The following is an 18,972-nucleotide window of genomic DNA, read 5'->3' as shown; positions in this document are numbered from 1 at the left end:
CTCCCGCATGACCGCCCCGTCGAAGAAGTCGAAGAAGAAGAAAAAGAAGAGCGGCGGCACCCGCCCCGCGCTGCACACGGTCACCGTGCTCGCGCTGCTGGCCGGCAGCGCCTACTTCACCTACGCGCTGCGCACCGAGGAGCAGGCCAAGACCCCCGCCGTGCACGTCGTCGCCGACAGGAACGGCGCGGGCGGGATCACGGCGGGCTCGAACGGGGCCCAGAAGTGGGAACGCCTCCAGAGCCCCGCCCGGTCGGTGCTGCGCGACGGCAGTGGACAGGTCCTCGCCACCTTCACCGACAGCGCCCGCACCGCCACCCTCACCGGCCCCAGCCGCACCTTCGGCGAGCCCGCCAACACCACCTCCCGGGTCGTCACCGAGAACTGGGTCCGGCTGATGCCCGAGGCGTGGAAGCAGGGCGCCGAGAACCAGCAGTGGTTCAAGGACTGGTTCAAGAAGTACTACGGGAGCAGCGAGGACGACGTCTTCGCGACGGCCTTCCAGTACGTCGACAAGGCCCCGGTGAAGAAGGACGCCCAGGGCACCCCCTTCGCCGGCGACGCCTCCTTCGGGCCGCTCAACCCCACCGGTTCCGAGGGCAACGACCTGCGCCTGGAGCAGTCCGACTTCTACGACTACCTCGGCAAGCCGTACACCTTCCGCAACGGCGTCACCAAGCAGCCGCAGCCCGCCCGCTACCGGGCGATCGACTGCTCGGGCTTCGTCCGCACCGTCTTCGGCTACCGGGCCCGCTACCCCCTGATGCCCGACGACACCCCCGGCGCCGGCCTGCCGCGCACCGCGAACGGCATCGCCCGCTCCGCGCTGGGCGCGGACGTCATCCCGCTCAAGGGGACCGGCCCCGAGCACCGGCCCGCGTCGATCGACGTGATCCAGCCGGGCGACCTGGTGTTCTTCAAGCTCGACGCCCGCACCAAGGACCGCCTCGACCACACGGGCATCTACTTGGGCACCGACTCCGACGGCCACAACATCTTCATCTCCAGCCGCGAAGAGGCCAACGGCCCCACCATCGGCGACAAGGGCGGCGCCTCGCGCCTCGACGGCAACGGCTACTACGCGACCACCCTGCGCAGCGTGAAGAGGCTCTAACGGTCCCCGGCCGCGGGCGGCCACGGCGGGATCCCGACCGGCTGCACCAGCCAGCCGAAGTCGCCCAGGCCGCCCCGGGCCGTGAGCTCCGCCGCCTCGCCCGCCGCCGACAGGGCCCGGACGTACGCCGCCGGGTCGGTGGAGGCCAGGGCCAGCGGCGGGCGGCCGCACGGGACGCCGAGGGCGGTCAGGGCCTCCCGCTGGGTGAGCAGGGCGGCCCCCGGCCCCGCGCAGGCGTCGAGCGCCACGTGCGCGGTGACATCGCAGCCGCCGTCCGGGACCGGCGGCACCTCCCGGCCCTCCCGGAACCCGGTCAGGGTGCCGAACGGGGGCCGCGCCCCGCGGGTGTGGGCGTAGTCCACCGCCACCGCCAGGCCCCGCTCCAGGGTGGCGACGGCCGCCGCCCAGGCCTCGTCGCGGGCCCGGCCGATCTCCGCCCGCCCCTCCTCCCCCGCCGCCGCGCCGGGCCACCACCGCTCCAGCCAGGCCCGGTCCGCCGCGTCGAGGGGGCCGCCGAGGGTCTCCGTACCGTCGGGTCCGACCAGGACGTAGCGGCCGTCCTCCACGACGTCGAGGGGGACGTTGTCCAGCCACTCGTTGGCGAACAGCAGGCCCGTCGTCCCTTCGGGGGGCTCGGCCACCCAGCGGATCCGCGGGTCCAGCCCCTCCGGCTCCGCCGCGCGCTCCACCGCGTACGGCCGCACCCGCCCGGCCACCCCGTCGGGCAGCGCCGCCAGCACCCCGGTCAGCAGCTCGCCGCGCCCCGCGCCGACATCGACCAGGTCGAGCCGCTCCGGGTGCCCGAGCGCCCCGTCCACCGTGCGCAGCAGCCGGGCCACGGCCCCCGCGTAGAGGGGCGAGGCGTGCACGGAGGTGCGGAAGTGCCCGGCGGGCCCGGGACCGCCGGGACGCACGTAGAACCCGCCCGGACCGTACAGCGCGGCCTCCATGGCGGCCCGCCACCGCACCGGTCCCCCGACTCCGCCCTGAGCGCTCATCCCACAAAGGGTAAGGTCACCCTCCACCTTGGGGAGTACTCCCCCCTCACAGGGATCGCACCTGTGGTTGACTCCAGCACCTATCCCCTGTCCCTACTCTGGGTTACGTGCAGCGCCTCTACGACTTCATCCGCAGACACCCGACGAGCGTCGACAGCTTCTGGGCCGTCCTCCTCTTCGGGCTGTCGATGCTGATCGTCGCGGACGACTCCGGGGTGGCGGGCACGAGCACCCTGCACCGGCTGCTGGCCGTGCCGTGCGTCATCGCGCTGTGCACCGCCGTCGCGCTGCGCCGCAAGTGGACCGTGGCGATGTTCTGGCTGACGGTCGGGGCGGGCGTGTGGCAGCTGGTGCTGGGCCCGACGGCGAACCTCTTCGACTTCGCGATGCTGGTGATCCTCTTCACCGTGGCCGCCGGTGACGTCCCGCGCTGGATCTCGCGCACCGCGCTGGGCATGGGACTGCTCGCCTCCCCGCTCTACTTCGCGCGGTTCGGCGTGGACAAGGGCCCCAGCGGCGCCGAGGCCGTCCTGTTCACCCTGTTCATGATGGTCCCCTTCGCCCTCGCCTGGGTGCTGGGCGACTCGCTGCGCACCCGCCGCGCCTACTACGCGCAGCTCGTCGAGCGGAACCAGCGCCTGGAGAAGGAGCGCGAGGCCCAGGCCAAGGTGGCGGTGGCCGCCGAGCGCGCCCGGATCGCCCGCGAGCTGCACGACGTCGTCGCGCACAACGTGTCGGTGATGGTCGTCCAGGCCGACGGGGCCGCGTACGTCATGGACGCGGCGCCGGAGCAGGCCAAGGAGGCCCTCCAGACCATCTCGGGGACCGGCCGCCAGGCGCTCGCCGAGATGCGGCGGCTGCTGGGCGTGCTGCGCACCGGCGAGCCGCAGGAGTCCGAGGACTACGTGCCGCAGCCGGACGTCGAGCAGATCGAGGTGCTGGTCGAGCAGGTGCGGGCGGCCGGACTGACGGTGACGTTCGAGGTCGAGGGCACGCCGCGCAGGCTGCCCACCGGCGTGGAGCTGACCGCGTACCGGATCGTGCAGGAGGCGCTGACGAACACGCGCAAGCACGGCGGCCCGGACGCACGGGCGAGCGTACGGCTGGTCTACTTCGACGACGGGCTCGGCCTGCTGGTCGAGGACGACGGACGGGGCGCGGCGCACGAACTGTACGAGGACGGCGGCGCCGACGGCGCCGGACACGGCCTGATCGGCATGCGGGAACGCATCGGTATGGTCGGGGGCACCCTGGACGCGGGCCCGCGGCCGGGCGGAGGCTTCCGCATCAGCGCGCTGCTCCCGCTCAAGAAGAGATGACGAGGTCGAGGTAACTGATGTCCATTCGCGTGATGCTCGTCGACGACCAGGTGCTGCTGCGCACGGGTTTCCGGATGGTGCTCGCCGCCCAGCCGGACATGGAGGTCGTCGCCGAGGCGGGGGACGGCCTGGAGGCGCTGGAGGTGCTGCGGGCCACGAAGGTGGACGTGGTGCTGATGGACGTGCGCATGCCGAGGCTCGACGGGGTCGAGGCGACGCGGCGGATCTGTGAGCCGGAGGAACACCCGAAGGTGATCATCCTGACCACCTTCGACCTGGACGAGTACGCGTTCTCCGGGCTGAAGGCGGGGGCGAGCGGCTTCATGCTGAAGGACGTCCCGCCGGCGGAGCTGCTCGCGGCGATCCGCTCCGTGCACAGCGGGGACGCGGTGGTGGCCCCGTCCACCACCCGCCGGCTGCTGGACCGGTTCGCGCCGATGCTGCCGACGACGACGCAGGAGCCGCGGAACAAGGAGATCGACCGGCTGACGGACCGTGAGCGCGAGGTCATGCTGCTGGTGGCCCAGGGCCTGTCGAACGGCGAGATCGCGGGGCGGCTGGTCCTCTCGGAGGCCACCGTGAAGACCCACGTGGGCCGCATCCTGACGAAGCTGGGCCTGCGCGACCGGGTCCAGGTCGTGGTCCTGGCCTACGAGACGGGCCTGGTCCGCGCGGGCGGCCTGTAGCACCGGCGCTTCCCGGTCCGACGGGTGCCCGGTCCGGCGGCCGCCCCGCGCGGCGGCCGTCAGACCGTGGTGCCCAGGTGGGCCATGAGGGTGGACAGGGTGTCCCAGGCCGCCGGGTCGGTGCCGTCGCCCAGGGGGTAGTGCAGGCCCGGACGGCGGGCGGGGCCGATCGTGGACGGGCGCAGGGCCAGCGGCGGGCGCCGGGCATGGGTCAGAGTGACCTCGGCGACGCCCGCCGCGCCCAGGGTGAACGACACCGGCAGCGGGGGCCGGCCCAAGCGCGGGGTCACGCTCAGGTCCCGGCGGCCCGGCCCGACGGAGGCGAGCATGCTGACCAGGCCGTACCCGTCGGCCAGCGTCCCGGCCAGGCCGGCGAGGGCGTCCAGCGGCACCGGGTCGGCGGGGCCGTACCCCAGGGTCAGGGTGACGTCCTCCTCGACCCCGGCCGCCGTGCGCGTCACCCGTACGACGGCCAGCGCGTCCGCGCCCACCACCGTGAGCAGGGTCGGCTCCGGCGCCCGGCCGCGCGCGAGATCGGTCAGCTGCCGGGGCGACCAGGGCAGGTTCACCGGCTCGGCGGTGCCCCAGCCGGCGGGCGGCCCCCCGGTCAGGGCCCGCCAGGCGGCCTCCACGGAGCGGCCGAGCAGCAGCTCCCCCTCGGCCGGGTGCTCCGTGCGGAACTGCACCGTCAGCCGGTGTCCGCCCGCTTCCGCCCCGTCGGCCCGTACGAAGGCGGCGGCCGCCCGGGGCCGGCCGTCGGCGTCGCGGGTGGGGGCGAAGGTGCCGTCCTGCCAGCTCAGCACCGCCCCGGAGAGGCCGTCGTAGTAGCCGCACTCCGGGTCCTGGACCACCCACCGGTTCGGTGCGCCGCTCAGCACGGTGCGCAGCGGCAGGCTGAGCCGGCAGTGCGCGGGGGTGACGATGTGCAGGGCCGCGCCGAAGCCGGCGGTGGTGCGCAGGACGTCGGAGAGCCAGGCCGTCAGCGGGATCACGGGCCGGTCCGCGAGGACGACGGCGGTGGACTCGGTGACCACGTCGACGGTCGGCAGGGCCCCCACGGGCGCGGGCGCCGCGGAGGCTTCGGAGGTGACGGGGACGGCGGTGACCCGGCCCGCGCCCGGGGGCCAGACGGCGCCGCCGAGGATCTCGGCGAGCCGCCCGGCGACGGCGCCGGCGAGGTCGGCCGCCTCGGGTACGGCTGTGGAGGCGCGGGTCTCCGTCCACCAGACGGGGACCCGCGCGGGAGTGCCGAGGAGCCGTTCGGTCTCGCCCGGGACCTGGACCAGCACCGGTGCTTCCACCGAGACCAGGGGCCGGCCGCCCGCGCCCAGCAGCTGGATCACGGCCCCGTCGGCGGCGGAGGCCGCGTCGAGCTCGGTGCCGCCGCCCGCGAGGGCCACGAGCAACGCGGCGGTGTCGGGCATCTTGGGGGTGAGGGCGATGACGTCCTTGGTCACGGTCTCAGGGTGCTTCCTGGGTGAGGGGGGCGGCCAGCGCGGTCTGCACGGTCTGGTGCGGCCGGCCGCGCCGGACGAGCGTGCCGCGGCCCGGTGGCTGCGCGCTCGCGTAGAGCTGCGGGAAGAGCTGGCCCTCGGAGCGTTCGCCGTTCATGACGAGCGCGGTCGTGCCGGACTCCCGCAGGGTGGTGAGCAGCGGTTCGTACAGGGCCCGGGAGGAGCCCGCGACGCGCCGGGCGATCACGAAGTGCAGCCCGATGTCCTGGGCGGACGGCAGGTAGGGCACGAAGGCCTGGAGCGGCTGCTGTCCGGCGGTGGTGAGGATGTCGTAGTCGTCGACGAGGACCACGATGCGGGGGCCGGTGAAGCCGGGGCCCTCGCCCGGGTCGGCGTCGGGGTCCATGCCGTCCTCGGGGAGCCGCTTGTCGAGTTCCTTGGCGATGCCGGCCGACAGCGCGCCGGCGATCTTCGCGTTGTGGGCGTAGCCGCCGCGGTAGGGCTCGGGGACGACTCCGCGCAGCCCGCGCCGGGGGTCGTAGACGGCGAAGACCAGCTCCTCCTCCCCGTAGCGCGCGATGAGCTGGCGTGCGACGAGGGTGAGGAGGTTGGTCTTGCCGCATTCGTTGTCGCCGAGGATCAGCAGGTGCTGGTCCTGCTCGAAGAGGTCGAGCAGGACGGGCGCGAGGACGTCCTGGTCCACCCCGATGGGGATGCGGTACGGCTCCTCGTCGGCCGAGGGGAGCCGGTCGGCGGGCAGCCGGGCGGGCAGGACCCGTACGGGGGAGGCGATGTCGCCGTGCCAGGTGGCGCGGACGGTGGCGGCGGCCTCCTCCAGGGCGGCGGCCAGGTCCGTGGTCCCGGCCCGGGAGTCGATGCGCGGCAGGGCGGTCTGCGCGAAGAGCTTGCCGTCGGTCAGGACGCGGCCGGGGGTGTCCGGGGAGATGGTCTCGGACAGTTTGCGGTCGATGGCCGAGTCGGAGGCGTCGCCCAGGCGCAGTTCGACGCGGCTGCCGAAGAGGGACTGGTTGGCGATGCGGACGTCGTTCCAGCGCAGCATGCCCGCGACGACGTGGATGCCGTAGCCGCCGCCCCGCTTGAGGAGGTCGGTGACGGCGTCGTCGAGTTCGGAGAACTCCTCGCGCAGGGCCCCGTACCCGTCGACGAGCAGGACGATGTCGGTGGAGGCCAGCTCGGGCAGTCCGCCGCGGGAGCGCAGGCGCCGCAGCTGGTCGACGGAGTCGATGGAGTGCTCGCGGAAGAGCGCCTCGCGGGCGGCGAGCATGCCCCGCACCTCGGCGACGGTGCGGGCGGCCCGTTCCCGGTCGGCCCGGCCGGCGATCCCGCCGACGTGGGGGAGGCCGGCGAGCGCGGCGAGGCCGCCCCCGGCGAGGTCGAGGCCGTAGACGGCGACCTCCTGCGGGGTGTGGGTGAGCGCGAGGGACAGGGCGAGGGTGCGCAGCAGGGTGGTCTTGCCGGACTGGGGTCCGCCGGTGACGGCGGTGTGCCCGCCGGCGACCTTCAGGTCCAGTTCCCAGGGTCCGCGCCACTGGCGGGCCGGGTCGTCGAGGACACCGAGCGGTACCCGCAGCGGGGGGCGTTCGGCGTCGCCGAGGCGCAGTCCGCGGTCGGTGACGCGCAGCGGTCCGGCGGCGGCGTCGAGCGGGGTGGCGTCGGGCAGCGGCGGGAGCCAGATGCGGCGTACGGGCGGGGCGGCGCCGGCGAGCTGGTCGACGATGACGCCGAGCACGCTGGGGCCGCTCTCGCGGGCGGTGGCGGTGGGCTTCTCCTCGGCGGGCCCGTCGGAACCGGTGCTGGCGCCGAGGGTGTTGAAGGCCGGGTAGGGCAGGGCGAGGGGGCCTTCCGCGGTGCGGTCGCGGTCGCCGGCCGGCCCCCGGTAGCGGCCGGAGACGTAACCGGCCTTGAAGCGGGTGTAGGTGGAGGTGTCCACCTTGAGGTAGCCGAAGCCGGGCAGCGGCGGCAGCATGAAGGCGTCGGTGGTGTCGAGGACGGTGCGCGACTCGTCGGCGGAGAAGGTGCGCAGGCCGAGCCGGTAGGACAGGTAGGTGTCCAGGCCCTTGAGCTTGCCGCCCTCGATGCGCTGGCTGGACAGCAGCAGGTGCACGCCGATGGAGCGGCCGATGCGGCCGATGGACAGGAACAGGTCGATGAAGTCGGGCTTGGCGGTGAGGAGTTCACCGAACTCGTCGATGACGACGAACAGGTGCGGCAGCGGCTCCAGTTCGGGGTTCTCGGCGCGCAGGACGGCGTAGTGCCCGATGTCGGCGACGTGGCCGGCGTCCTTGAGGACCTGCTGGCGGCGCTTGACCTCGCCCGCGAGGCTGGTGTGGACGCGTTCGACGAGTCCGGCCTGGTTCTCCAGGTTGGTGATGACCCCGGCGACGTGCGGGAGCTTCTCGAAGGGGGCGAAGGTGGCGCCGCCCTTGTAGTCGACGAGGACCATCGCGAGGTCCTCCGGCGCGTGCGTGGCGACCAGGGCGAGGACGAGCGTACGGAGCAGCTCGCTCTTGCCGGAGCCGGTCGCGCCGACGCACAGCCCGTGCGGGCCCATGCCGAGCTGCGAGGACTCCTTGAGGTCCAGCAGGACGGGGCCGTGGCGGTCGTCGATGCCGATCGGGACGCGCAGGAAGTCCCGCTCGCCGCGCGGCGCCCACAGGCGTGTCACGTCGAGGGCGGCGGGGTCGTCGATGCCGAGCAGGCCCATGAAGTCGACGGGTCCGGAGACGGGGGTGCCCTCGGCGACGGACTCGGCGGACAGCCGCAGCGGGGCGAGCATCCGGGCGAGGCCCTCGGCGGTGGCGGGGCCGAGCCGGTCGCAGAGGCCCTCGGCGGCGGGGGCCTGGGGGGTGCGCAGGTCCCGGACGGTGACGTGGGGGCCGTCCACGGTGATCCGTATGGTCACCTCGTCGGGCTCGTGGACCTGCTCGGCGAGCAGGTGGAGAACGGTGGTGTTCATGTCGGCGAGGCCCACCGCCGTGTCGGGGCGGGGCAGTTCGACGGCGTTGTCCCCGTACTCGTCGCTGACGACGAGGAGCCGGCCGGCGAGGGCCAGCGCGCGCCGGTCGGAGAGGCCGCGGCGCACCTCGGCCGCGTAGGAGGCGCGGCGGCGCAGTTCGGGGGCGAGGACCTCGGCGAGCTGCGGGAGGCTGGGGGCGATCCGCCGGGCGGCGACCGGCCCGTCCTGTTCCTGCGGGTCCAGGACGTGCGGGAGCCACTTGGCCCATTCCCAGTCCGTGTCGAGCCGGTCGCCGGGGACGCCGAGGGCGATCGCGACGTCGTCGGGGGCGTGCAGGACCGCGGTGTGGACGAGCAGGGCGCGGGCGACGCGCAGGACGCCTTCGCGGTCGCCGACGACGCTGATGTTGCCGGCCCGGTCGAGGGGCACGGTCAGCGGGAAGTCGCTGGCGCGGGCGAAGCGGGCCATGAGGGCGCCGGCCTCGTTGAGCATGAACCGGTCGGGTGGGGTGAGGACGCCCCCGGCGCCCGCTCCGAGCGCGAGCGGCTGGACGGCGACCTCGCCGGTGCCCAGGCGCGGGCACAGGAAGTCGGGGTCGCTGCGGCGGCGTTCCCACAGCCGGGCCGGATCGCGCACGAGGTCGTAGAGGGCCTCCGGCGGCGGGTTGAGGCGGCGGGCCTCGTCGCGGAGGCGCTTCTCGCGGGCGCCGAGTTCCTCGCGCTGTTCCTCCAGGTACTCCAGGTAGCGCTCGCGCTGGGAGCGGCGGGTGCGCTGGGCCTTGCCGCGCTGGGACCAGAACATGGCGATGGCGCCGATCAGCGCGACGACCAGCACCATCGCGCCGACGGCGGCGAACTGGCTGTTGCGGATGACGGTCATCATCACGACCGAGCCCATCACGCCGGCCATCGGCAGGAGGGCGGTGGCCGGGCTGCCGATCTTGCCTTCGGGAAGGTTGGGCGGGGCCTCGACGGTGTGCGGTTCGGCGGGGGCGGGGGGCAGGGTGCCCCGGGCGGGCCGGTGGACGAGCTGCTGGGTCACCGGGCCGCACCGGCCGCCGGGAGCGCGAGGGCGCGCTGGAGTACGTCCGCGGCGAGCCGTACGGCCGCCTGCCGGGTCTCGGCGCCGAGGAGTTCGGTGCGGACGGCGCCGCCGGAGGCGAGGTGGCGGTCGTACGGGAGGACGACGACCCCGGCGCCGGTGGCGCGCAGTTTCTCCACGGCCTTGGCGAGGTCGACGGCCGGGTGCGGGGACTGGCAGGTGAGCACGACGACGGTCCGGGGCAGCACGGGCACGGGGAGGGAGGCCAGCCAGTCGAGGACGGCGTGGGTGGAGACGAGGCCCTCGGCGGTGGCGGGGGTGGTGAGCACGCGGGCGTGCGCGGTGTCGAGGGCCGTACGGGCCACCTCGCCGGGGAGGGTCTCGCAGTCGACGACGGTGACGCCGAAGTAGCGGCGCAGGGCGACCATCACGGTCCGGTACGTGGCGACGTCGACCTGGGCGCCGATGCGGCCCTGGCTGCCGGGCAGCAGCCAGCCGCCGTCGGCGAGCGGGACGAGGTAGCCCGTGATGTCGGTGAGCTGCATGGAGGGGCGGACGATCTGGGCGACGTCGCCACAGGTCCAGCGCAGGGACTCGACCCCGAGCCGGACGGGGAGGGTGCCGAGGGCGGCGTCGGCCTCCAGCGTGAGCACCGGGTCGTGGCGGTAGTGGTTGTAGGTGCGACTGAGGAGCGCGGTGACGGTGGTCTTGCCGGAGCCGCCGCGGATGCTGGTCACCACGATCTGGCGGCCGGTGGTGACGGGCTGCTGCACCTGGGTGGCCAGCCCCGTCTCGGTGGCGACGGCCCGCGCGGCGGAGGACCCGAGCGCCCCGCGCAGCGCGCGCAACGCCCGCCGCCCCACGGGGTCCCCGTGCCGGGGCCGGCCGGCGGCCTCGGTGGCGGGGACGGGGACGGTCTCGGGGGCGCGGATCCCCTGCGGACCCCCTGCCGGGGCGGATGCGGGGTAGGGGTACGACTGCGGCTGCGGGCTGCCCTGCGGGACGCGGGCGCCGGGACCGCCGGTGGCAGCGGTGCCGCCGGCCGCACCGGGGAACCGGGCCTGGCCGTCGGCCTGCGCCGGGACACCGGGACCGCCCGGGTGGCTGCCGTGGGCGGCGTCGTGATCGAGGTGGGGCGGTATCGGGGACCGGCCGGGGGCGGACGCCGGGGCGGCAGGGCCCTGGCCCGTGCCCGGTTCCCCGGCCCGCGCGGCAGCGCTCGGCGCGCCCGTCAGTTCACCGAGGACCCCGGCCTGCCAGTCGTCACGCCGGCTCTGGCTCATGTCTGACATGTCTGAGTCGCAACCCTTACGCGAAGGTGCCGAGCAGCCGCCCGTACACGCCGAACACCCCGATGAGCAGCGGGAACAGCACGATGACGCACAGCGACTCGGCGGTGTCCCCGAATCGCCGCAGCCGGACCCGTACGTGCTCGGGCGGCTGTACGGCCAGTACCCCGAGCGCCGCCAGCGCCAGCACCAGCAGCGTCGCCAGCGGCCCGGCCGCGCCGGCCCGCTCCGCCCACACCAGCAGCGCGGCCACGGTGACGGCGGCCCCGGCCAGCAGCAGCGCGACCACCTCCGCGACGAGCGGGAACGCCCGCGCGCGCAGCCACAGCACACCGGCCACGGCCACGGCCAGCGACACCGTCCAGACATCGGGTTCCCGCAGCGCGAGCACCCCGGCCGCACCCGCCGAGACGGCGGTGGCGAGGGTGGCCAGCGCCATGCCCCGGTGGGTGGCGCCGAGGGCGGTCGCGACCTTGTACCGGCTGACCGAAGCCCCCCGCGCACGGCGGTCGTCGAGCCCGGTCAGGCCGGCCGCCGCCAGGGCGAGCCGCGGCAGCAGCCCCAGCAGGACCACCGAGACCACGGCCAGCACCGCTCCGGTACGGGCCCCCGCGCCGCCCTGGGCGACGGCGACGGCCTCCCAGCCACCGGTCAGCGCCACCACGGCGGCCGCCCCGACGAACCCGCCCCGCCCGAGCGGCGTGAACCACCCCAGCAGCGCGAGCCCCACCGCGAGCGCGCCCGCCACCGCGGCGAGCCGTCCCATCGGACCCCAGTGCTGCGCGTCGCCCAGGGTCCACGCCCCGAGCACGCCGACGGCCCCGGCGGTCGCCAGCAGCGCCGCCGCGAGCCCGGACCGCTTCAGCCGCCCGGCGAGCGCCCCGACCACCGCGGCGACCGCGGCCACCGCGAGCAGCGCCCCGGCCACCGCGCCCGGCGCGAACTCCCGCCGGGCGAACCACCCGGCGAGCAGCGCCCATCCGATCAGCCCGGCCCCGGCGGTGACCCTCCGCGCGCCCGGCCGCCAGCGCCAGGCGCGGACGTCCAGGTCCTCGGCGGCCTCGTCCGTGACGTCGTGCACGACGGGCGCGGACGGCACGTCCTGCACCCGCACGAGCCGCAGCACGGCGCCGTCGCCGATCCCGGCGTCCTCGAGGCAGACGTCGTGTTCGAGCACCGACCCGTCGGCGGTCACCAGGTGGCGCAGCGTCGGCTGCGCGGCGACCCGGTCGTCCAACATCCGTATGACGTCGGGCAAAAGCCGCCCGACGGGCTCCTGGGAGGGCAGTACGAGGTCCATCCTCCGCCGCTCACCCACCAGGGTGACCCGGCTCAGTGCCGTACCGATTCCCGCCCCCATGCTCACCACGCGCCCGAACCTATCACCGAGTACTGACCTGTCCCGGGGTGCCGACCTTGCCGATGAGCCGGTGCGAGATGAACGACCATCCCACGCATCCCGCGCACAGCACGGCCGCGATGACCAGTCCGGCGACGGCCTTCCCGATCCGCTCGTCGGCCACGCGCCGCCCGCGCTGCGCCCCGAACAGCACGGCGTCACGCATCCTGCGCCGCCGTACCGCGACGGACTCCAGCAACTGGCTGTCGTAATCCTCGGCTGCCATCCCGGCCCCCCTTCCTCTCCGCCCCGACGCTAATACCCCGCTCCAAGGTTCCACACGGGACCCTCCGCCTCCGCCACGGCCTCCCCGATGAACCGGGCCGCCTCCAACTCGTCGACCACGACCGGCCCCGGCTCCCCCCGCGCCGGGTGCCAGCGCAGGTCGGGGCCGAACAGCTCGTCCGTCCGTACGTCCCGCAGTACGCGCCGTCTCAGCAGCGGGCCACGGCCCTCGGCAGCCCGGTGGTACGTGACGCGCCCCTCGGCGTCGAGGGCGTCGAGCACGCGGCCGTCGAGCCGGGTGAGGGGTACGCCGCCGAGAAAGCCCGCCGGCGGGCCGTGCTTGTACCGGACCCCCGTCAGTTCGAGGAACCCCGCGTTGTCCCGGTAGAACTCGCCGCCCCGCTCGTAGAAGAGGAGCAGCGGTTCGTAGAGGTCGGGCAGCCCGGCCCCGACGCCCGGTTCCCGCGAGCGGAGTTCCGCCAGCCGCACCGCTCCTGCGCACGTGTTCCCGACCTCGACGTATCCGATCCCGCCCAGGAACTCCCTCAGCGCGTCGGCGAGCTCCGGCGCGGGCACGAACTCCGGGGCGGCGTACGGGGTGACGTCGAAGAAGGGCCACGCCTCCGCTGCCGAGTACGCACGGGCCCACAGGGCCGCCCGGCGCATGTACTCGCGCAGCAGGACCCGCCGGGACTTCACGTGCCCGAACGCGAAGTCCCAGTCCCCGCACCACTCCACCGCCCGCAGCCGCTCCAGCACGCACGACCCCGCCCCACCGGCCACTTCGTCTCCCTTCCCCCGGTCACGACCGCCCCGACAGATCCTCCAGGGCGTCCAGCGACACCGCCCCGTACACGACGGGCTCCACGACGGAGCCGCCCCCGCGGCCCTCCGCCGCAGCGCCCAGCAGTTCCTCCAGGGCCTCCGGCGCCCGGACGCCCCGCAGGCGGGCGGAACGCAGCCGCGACAGCCACGGCACCCCGGCCTCGAAGGCCGCGGCACCGGCCGCGTTGCGGGGTTCGTAGCCCGCCGCTCCGTCGGCGGACGCCCAGAGGAAGCCCAGGACCCGCTCCCCGCACCGTACGCGGGCGTAGCGCACCGGTTGCCCGGTGGTGCTCTCGTAGTCCCCGTCACGCTGAGGGGCTCGTAGCCGGCCGCGCCGTCGGCCTATGGCCAGAGAAACCCGAGGGAAGCCAGGGTGTGCCGGACCTCACCCACCGGTTCGGTCGTGATCACAGGCCCTCACCCGTCTTCGCGACGCCATTCGCGGACGAGGTTGCCCTGCTCGTCCCAGACGCTCTCCTCCTTGAGGGAGTAAATGTCGTCGTCGAAGAATTTTCGCGACTTGAGAACGCCATCGGGATGCCATTCCAGGTATTCACCCGACGCGGACCCGTTGACAACGGTCCCCTGAAGCTTCAGTGCACCACCCGGGTACCACGCCTGAGACAAGCCATTCGGGACTCCGTCAAGATAGACGTCAAGGCAGACGATTTGCCCATCCTGATACTCGGCCACCTCCCCCGTGAACAACTCGCCCAGGTAGAGGACTCGACCCCCCATATCCACATCGACATCGCGGTCGTCAGTGTCGATACGCCGCACCGGGCTCGTCATGGAATCCATTCCTCGCCGCCCGGAGGGCCTCGGCGTGCGCATCAGACCTCGAACTCGTCGGCCCAGGAGCGCTTCAGCAGGTATTCGGGCACGTACGGGGACTCCACCCGGACAGGAATCCCGCCATCGTAGGCGAGGCAGGTCACCGCGAGGATACCGATCGGCACGAGACCCTCGAAGTCGTCGGCCCGCTCGGGGGTGGCCGTCCAGTACCGCCTGTGGAGTTCCAGGGCCTCCAGCAGGGTCGCGTGGAAGCCCTCCTCGTCCTTGCGCAGGAACTTGTAGAAGAGGTTGATCGGCGGATAGGCCACCTGCTGGATGTACTCCCGCCCGGCGATCACTGCCACGTCCGGATGCGACCGCTGGAACGTCAGCGTCAATTCCCGGACCGATTCGGGCCGCTTCAGCCAGTACGCCTGCAGCGTCGCCACCCAGTGGTACAGGTAGTCGTCGTGATCCGCGCCCGAAGCCCGCAGCACGTCGAGCGGAAGCTCACACAGCTCCGTCATCCGCGGCTGGTCACGCGTGATGATCGCGAACCAGAACGCCTCGGTCCAGGCCTGCGCGTGCGCGTACCGTGTGGGCCCCGTGGCCGACAGCGTCCGCATCTCATGGTGAATGCGCACCTCGGTCGACCCCTCGGCCATCCCCGCCGTACGGAACAGCGCGGAATCCGACTGCGCGGCCGCGACCACGGCCTCCCAGGTCCCCAGCTCGGCACCCTGCGAGTCCACCCTGAACCGGGCGTCGACGTAAAGCGCGGCGTCCTTCCACACGAACCCGAGCTTCCGGGAAGACGATCCGAGAACGCCGATGTCCTCGGTGAGCTCATCGCCGAGCCCCTTGACCCAGTCCGTGCTGGCGGGCCTCGGCTCCGAGTGGCCGGCCACGAAGTCGGTCATCGTTTCCCCTGCCAATCGTTGGGCGGCTCCGCGTGAGCCGAGCAAGGCTGCCCTCCGCGCGGGTCCAGGGTCCGGAGCGCGGAACCGGCCATCAATGTCGCGGCATCCTCAGTACCTCCCCGACAGTTCCTCCAGCGCGTCCAGGGAAGCAGCCTCGTACACCGTGCGCTCGACGGCGGAGCCGCTCCCGCCGCTGTCCGGGGTGCCGAGCAGCTCGGACAACGCCGCCAACGGATCGAACCCTCGCAGGCGCAGGGAACGAAGGCTAAGGACCCACGGCACACCAGCCTCGAACGCCGCGTCACCCGCCGCGGTACGCGGCTCGTACCCGGCCGCCTCGTCACCGATGGCGGCCCAGAGATAGCCGACCACCTGCTCTCCCAGCCGGACGCGTGCATAGCGGACGGGATGCTCTGTACTGCTCTCGTAGTCCTCGGCTGCGGACCCTCCGGGAACCAGCCTCATGAGCCGCTTCCAGCGAACGGGAACTTCGAAGGTGCCCCAAGAGTCGTCGTACTCCGCCCCTTCCACCAGCAAGTCCGCGAACCCGTCCGGGGTGGGGCGGGCGTGCTTAGTGGCGTCTCCTGGGTCGATCTCCGACTCCGTCAGCTTGGAGATCTGATTCAACGCTGCGGCGATCCGCGGCGCGTTGTCCGCTGCCACCTCCGGCTGTGGACGCTCTCTGAGGTCCTGGGTCAGCCAGATGTCGGCGTAGGTCGACAGCACCAGCAGCACCGCGCCCTCACCCCACACCTCGACCCGTGCGGTGAACAACTTCTCCGCGCGGCGCCCGATGCCGTATTCCGTCCACTCGCCAGGCAGTTTCAGGGACAGCGTCAGCAGACGGTCCGGCAGCAGTTGCACGGCGGCGGCCTGCTCGGCCGCTGCCGCAACGCCTGCGCCGAAACCGGCGCCGGGCTCGACGCGGACATTGTGAAGCGAGAACAGAGGACTGGCCATGGCACGCCGGTCGCTGAGCACGACCGAGCCGGAGCCCTCCCCGGTGACGAGTCCGCACGCCACGAGGACGTCCGCGAGGCCCGAGAGCAGCCCCACCGCCCTCAAGACACCACCGTCGGCGGGATCCACCAGGGGAGCCGGCTCCCAGAACCACTCACCGACGGGCTCGGACGTGATCACCGGCTTCTCCTCCTGCGCCGATATCCACCCGGACTCACGCTCGCACTCCCCCGGTGGGCCGAAGGCCCGACCTCCGCCGGCCCGTCCGCGTGCCCCGGGCCGAGCTCGAACTCCGTGGCGATATTCGGCGTGAAGTCGCAGAACGGCAACGAGCCCTCTGCCCCGCTAGGTCCGGTGCATCCAGCGAAGCCCAGCTACATCAAGTCGGTGAGATCGGGGCCGCGGCCGTCGACGAGTTCCGCGTCCTCAAGCCCGTAAGCCTTCGACATGCCGAAATACGTGGGCTCCCCGGGCTCGGCCTCGACCCCCAGCAACGCGTCGAGTTCACGCAATACAGCGGCAAGGCGGGGTGCATTACGAGCGTACACAGCAGGATGCGGGTTGCCGCGGAAGTCGCAGGTAGCCCAGACATCGTGGTGCACGGACAGCTCCGCCGACGGTCCGATGGAGTCCGGCGACACCAAGAGCTCGACCAGGCGCCCCTCCTTGCGAGCGGTGCCCTCGGCATCGAACCACGTCCCCGACCCGACGACGACGAATCCCGTCATCTCGGCACCGGGGTGGCCCACGGGCCGACAGCTGCGGATCTCATCCGCTAGCTTCTCATCGCCCAGAGATCTGCTGATGAGGCTCAGCCCGCTGTCAATGCCCAGCCCGCCCTTCCCGACCTCAAACCAGCTCCACTCCAGGCCCTGCGGTTCGAGCAGGCCGTGCGCGGAGAGCACAGCAGACATCCGTGCGGCCGTCGCGAGCGCCGGCTCCAGTCCAGGCTCGGTCACGTCGTCGAGGTCCCAGAACCAGGAGCCGCTCTCCCTCGGCGAGCGCATCAGAAGCGACATGGAATTTCCTTACGGCTTGGTGGCGTTGGTCGGATAGATGGTGATGGAGCCGTCGTCGAAGCGTAGCTCGAATGAGGCATTCGTACGGTCCGCAGCCCGCTGCACCGCGCTCAGGTCCCGTTCCGTCAATGCACCCTTCAGATCATGGACGTCGAGAATGGCGGCCTTGACGTCCACGCCGGAGCCCTTCAGCTGCTTTTCAACGATGCCCTTGACCGCCGACTTGATGCCCTTGACGCTCTGGACGTCCTTGAGCTGAGCACCGTATTCGATCCGGCCGTCGACCCGGGTCAGGACGTCGAGGTCGAGGCCCTTTTCCGGTAGCTTCAGTTCGAATTCGATGTGACCTATGTTCCTGGCCTGGAGCTCCGCCGCGTGTTCCAGCGCCTGGTGCACAGCGGGCATCATTCCCGGCTGCTTCACCTGGGAAATCAGCTCACCGTAGTTGGGAATATCAGAGAACTTCCCGCTGGCGATGTAGTCGGCGACGGCAGCACCGTATTCCGACTTCTTCAGCTGCGTGAGCATGCGTGCCTGATCGCCCGGCTGGACCTTCGACTTGGTGAGGGACTCCACGACGTCGGCTTCCCGTTCGGGCGCCATCTTGCCCGAGGGCTGCTGCGCGATCTTGTCGCCCTCCAAGTGGACAGGCGGGTTGTCGGGGTTGGGCCCGTCGTGGCCACCGCCCGGCCCGTCGTGGCCACCGCCGCTGCCGCCCGCGCCGTCACCCTGGTGCGGGATGCCGGGGCCGTCGTGGCCGCCGCCACCCGTGCCGGGGCCGTCGCCGTGACCGCCCGTCGAAGGGCCGTCGCCGTGGCCGCCGCCCGTCGGGGTGGTGTCGGTGCCGCCGTGGCCGGGGGTGGTGCCGCCCGGTTCGGTGTGGCTGTTGTGGGCGCCGTTGTCCGCGACCCCGCCGGGGGTGTGGTCGGCCGCGCCGCCCGGGGTGTGGCCGGCCGTGCCGCCCGGGGTGTGGGCGGTGGCGTCGGCGGTGTGGGCGCCGACGGTGGCCGGGACGTTCTCGTGCTTGGGGACTTCGGCCAGGGGGTGGTCGGCGCCCTTGGGGACGGCGGTGAGGTCCTGTTTGGGCAGGCCGTTGTGGTCCAGGAGCTGGTTGGTGGTCTTGTCGTAGAACTGGGGACGGCCCAGGGCGTCGTCGGGGAGGCGGACGGTGTCCTCGGGGTGCGGGAAGGTGATCCCGGGGGCATCGGCCTTCGGGAGGTCCTTCCAGATCACGTCGTTGATCTTGGGGAACGCGCCGTCGGCCTTGCCGAGGTTCGCGAAGAGGTCACCGATCTTGAGCTTGGCGAAGGAACCGGCCTTGCCGATGTAGGTGATCGGGTCGATCAGGCGGCCCGCCTTGCCCGCCACGCTCAGGACCTTCCCGACCGTGCCCGCCTTCGCCGCCGAACCCGCACCACCGGTGAACACGGTGGTCAGCACGTTGAAGGTGACCGCGCCGGCAGCGCGGGCCGGGTTCTTGCCCCACTCGTCCCACGCGACCAGCGCCTTGCCCGTCTCCTTCATCGCGGTGCGCGAATCACGGATCCACGGCGGCAGGTCCTTGTCATCGGCCAGCCAGAACGCCGTACCGATCCCCGGCATCGACGCGATCACCAGACCCGTCGCCAGCTTCGCCAGCCCCGTCCACGCCTGACCCGCCTTGTCCCACCCGTCCACACCGACGAGGGTGCCCAGGCCACGGATCGTGCCCCAGATCCCGTCGACGATCAGACCGTCCCACACGAACGACTTCGCCCAGTACCCGATCTCCCAGGCCCGGTGCGTCTCCTCCAGCTGCGAACCCCACGGCAGATCCTGCGCCTTGTTCAGGTCCTCGCCCTTGTACCCGTACATGTTCGCCCCGTGCGAACCGTCATCCGCCGTCAACGGCGCCGCACAGTACAACGCACGGATCTTGTTCGCACACGTCCGCTCCGCCGCCCAGAACGCGGACACCGCGGCGTTGACGTCG

16 protein-coding genes are annotated in these 18,972 nt (G+C 73.0%); 3 read left to right on the top strand and 13 right to left on the bottom strand.

Features of this window, described 5'->3' with window-relative positions; translation table 11 throughout:
• Positions 1-7: 7 nt before the first annotated feature.
• Positions 8-1,114, top strand: a complete 1,107-nt coding sequence (locus ACEPPI_RS15730) for an NlpC/P60 family protein (RefSeq protein WP_373915843.1) — start codon at positions 8-10, stop codon at positions 1,112-1,114.
• Here the strand turns inward: ACEPPI_RS15730 and ACEPPI_RS15725 are convergent.
• The gene (locus ACEPPI_RS15725; RefSeq protein ID WP_373915842.1) at positions 1,111-2,112 is read right to left on the bottom strand and encodes an SAM-dependent methyltransferase; all 1,002 of its coding nucleotides are present in this window, start codon (positions 2,110-2,112) and stop codon (positions 1,111-1,113) included. The genes ACEPPI_RS15730 and ACEPPI_RS15725 overlap by 4 nt on opposite strands.
• Before the next feature lie 107 nt (positions 2,113-2,219).
• Here ACEPPI_RS15725 and ACEPPI_RS15720 point away from each other — a divergent pair, with 107 nt between their 5' ends.
• Entirely contained in the window at positions 2,220-3,431 is a 1,212-nt protein-coding gene (locus ACEPPI_RS15720) for a sensor histidine kinase (protein ID WP_373915841.1), read from the top strand.
• A gap of 17 nt (positions 3,432-3,448) precedes the next feature.
• Positions 3,449-4,117, top strand: a complete 669-nt coding sequence (locus tag ACEPPI_RS15715) for a response regulator transcription factor (RefSeq protein WP_030236908.1) — start codon at positions 3,449-3,451, stop codon at positions 4,115-4,117.
• 59 nt (positions 4,118-4,176) lie between these two features.
• Here ACEPPI_RS15715 and ACEPPI_RS15710 read toward each other — a convergent pair whose 3' ends face one another.
• The 12 genes from ACEPPI_RS15710 to ACEPPI_RS15655 all read right to left on the bottom strand — a co-directional run.
• A complete protein-coding gene (locus tag ACEPPI_RS15710) occupies positions 4,177-5,574 on the bottom strand; it encodes a DUF6177 family protein (RefSeq protein ID WP_373915840.1) in 1,398 nt (465 codons plus the stop codon).
• A gap of 4 nt (positions 5,575-5,578) precedes the next feature.
• Positions 5,579-9,589 (bottom strand): type VII secretion protein EccCa, encoded by a 4,011-nt coding sequence (eccCa, locus tag ACEPPI_RS15705; RefSeq protein ID WP_373915839.1) that lies wholly within the window; start codon positions 9,587-9,589, stop codon positions 5,579-5,581.
• Positions 9,586-10,881, bottom strand: a complete 1,296-nt coding sequence (locus ACEPPI_RS15700; RefSeq protein ID WP_373915838.1) for a hypothetical protein — start codon at positions 10,879-10,881, stop codon at positions 9,586-9,588. Before ACEPPI_RS15700 ends, eccCa begins: the two co-directional genes overlap by 4 nt.
• A gap of 16 nt (positions 10,882-10,897) precedes the next feature.
• Complete coding sequence (eccD, locus tag ACEPPI_RS15695; RefSeq protein ID WP_373915877.1) at positions 10,898-12,238, bottom strand: type VII secretion integral membrane protein EccD; 1,341 nt, start codon at positions 12,236-12,238, stop codon at positions 10,898-10,900.
• 22 nt (positions 12,239-12,260) lie between these two features.
• Positions 12,261-12,503, bottom strand: coding sequence for a hypothetical protein (locus tag ACEPPI_RS15690; protein ID WP_007264842.1), 243 nt, complete (start codon positions 12,501-12,503; stop codon positions 12,261-12,263).
• A gap of 29 nt (positions 12,504-12,532) precedes the next feature.
• Entirely contained in the window at positions 12,533-13,285 is a 753-nt protein-coding gene (locus tag ACEPPI_RS15685) for a hypothetical protein (protein WP_373915837.1), read from the bottom strand.
• A gap of 19 nt (positions 13,286-13,304) precedes the next feature.
• The gene (locus tag ACEPPI_RS15680; RefSeq protein WP_373915836.1) at positions 13,305-13,601 is read right to left on the bottom strand and encodes a hypothetical protein; all 297 of its coding nucleotides are present in this window, start codon (positions 13,599-13,601) and stop codon (positions 13,305-13,307) included.
• A gap of 143 nt (positions 13,602-13,744) precedes the next feature.
• Complete coding sequence (locus ACEPPI_RS15675) at positions 13,745-14,119, bottom strand: toxin-antitoxin system YwqK family antitoxin (protein WP_373915835.1); 375 nt, start codon at positions 14,117-14,119, stop codon at positions 13,745-13,747.
• Positions 14,120-14,160: 41 nt separating this feature from the next.
• A complete protein-coding gene (locus ACEPPI_RS15670; protein WP_373915834.1) occupies positions 14,161-15,021 on the bottom strand; it encodes an immunity 49 family protein in 861 nt (286 codons plus the stop codon).
• Between the two features lie 108 nt (positions 15,022-15,129).
• On the bottom strand, positions 15,130-16,161 hold the full coding sequence (locus ACEPPI_RS15665; protein WP_373915833.1) for a hypothetical protein: 1,032 nt from the start codon (positions 16,159-16,161) through the stop codon (positions 15,130-15,132).
• Positions 16,162-16,355: 194 nt separating this feature from the next.
• Positions 16,356-17,000: a hypothetical protein gene (locus ACEPPI_RS15660; RefSeq protein WP_373915832.1), complete on the bottom strand. Its 645-nt coding sequence runs from the start codon at positions 16,998-17,000 to the stop codon at positions 16,356-16,358.
• A 9-nt stretch (positions 17,001-17,009) separates the two neighbouring features.
• On the bottom strand, positions 17,010-18,972 hold a 1,963-nt coding region (locus ACEPPI_RS15655; protein ID WP_373915831.1), incomplete at its 5' end, for a hypothetical protein.

Source organism: Streptomyces sp. AB3(2024), assembly GCF_041862025.1.
In the GTDB taxonomy this organism is placed as follows: Bacteria; Actinomycetota; Actinomycetes; order Streptomycetales; family Streptomycetaceae; genus Streptomyces.
This window is presented reverse-complemented; position numbering and strand designations above follow the sequence as displayed.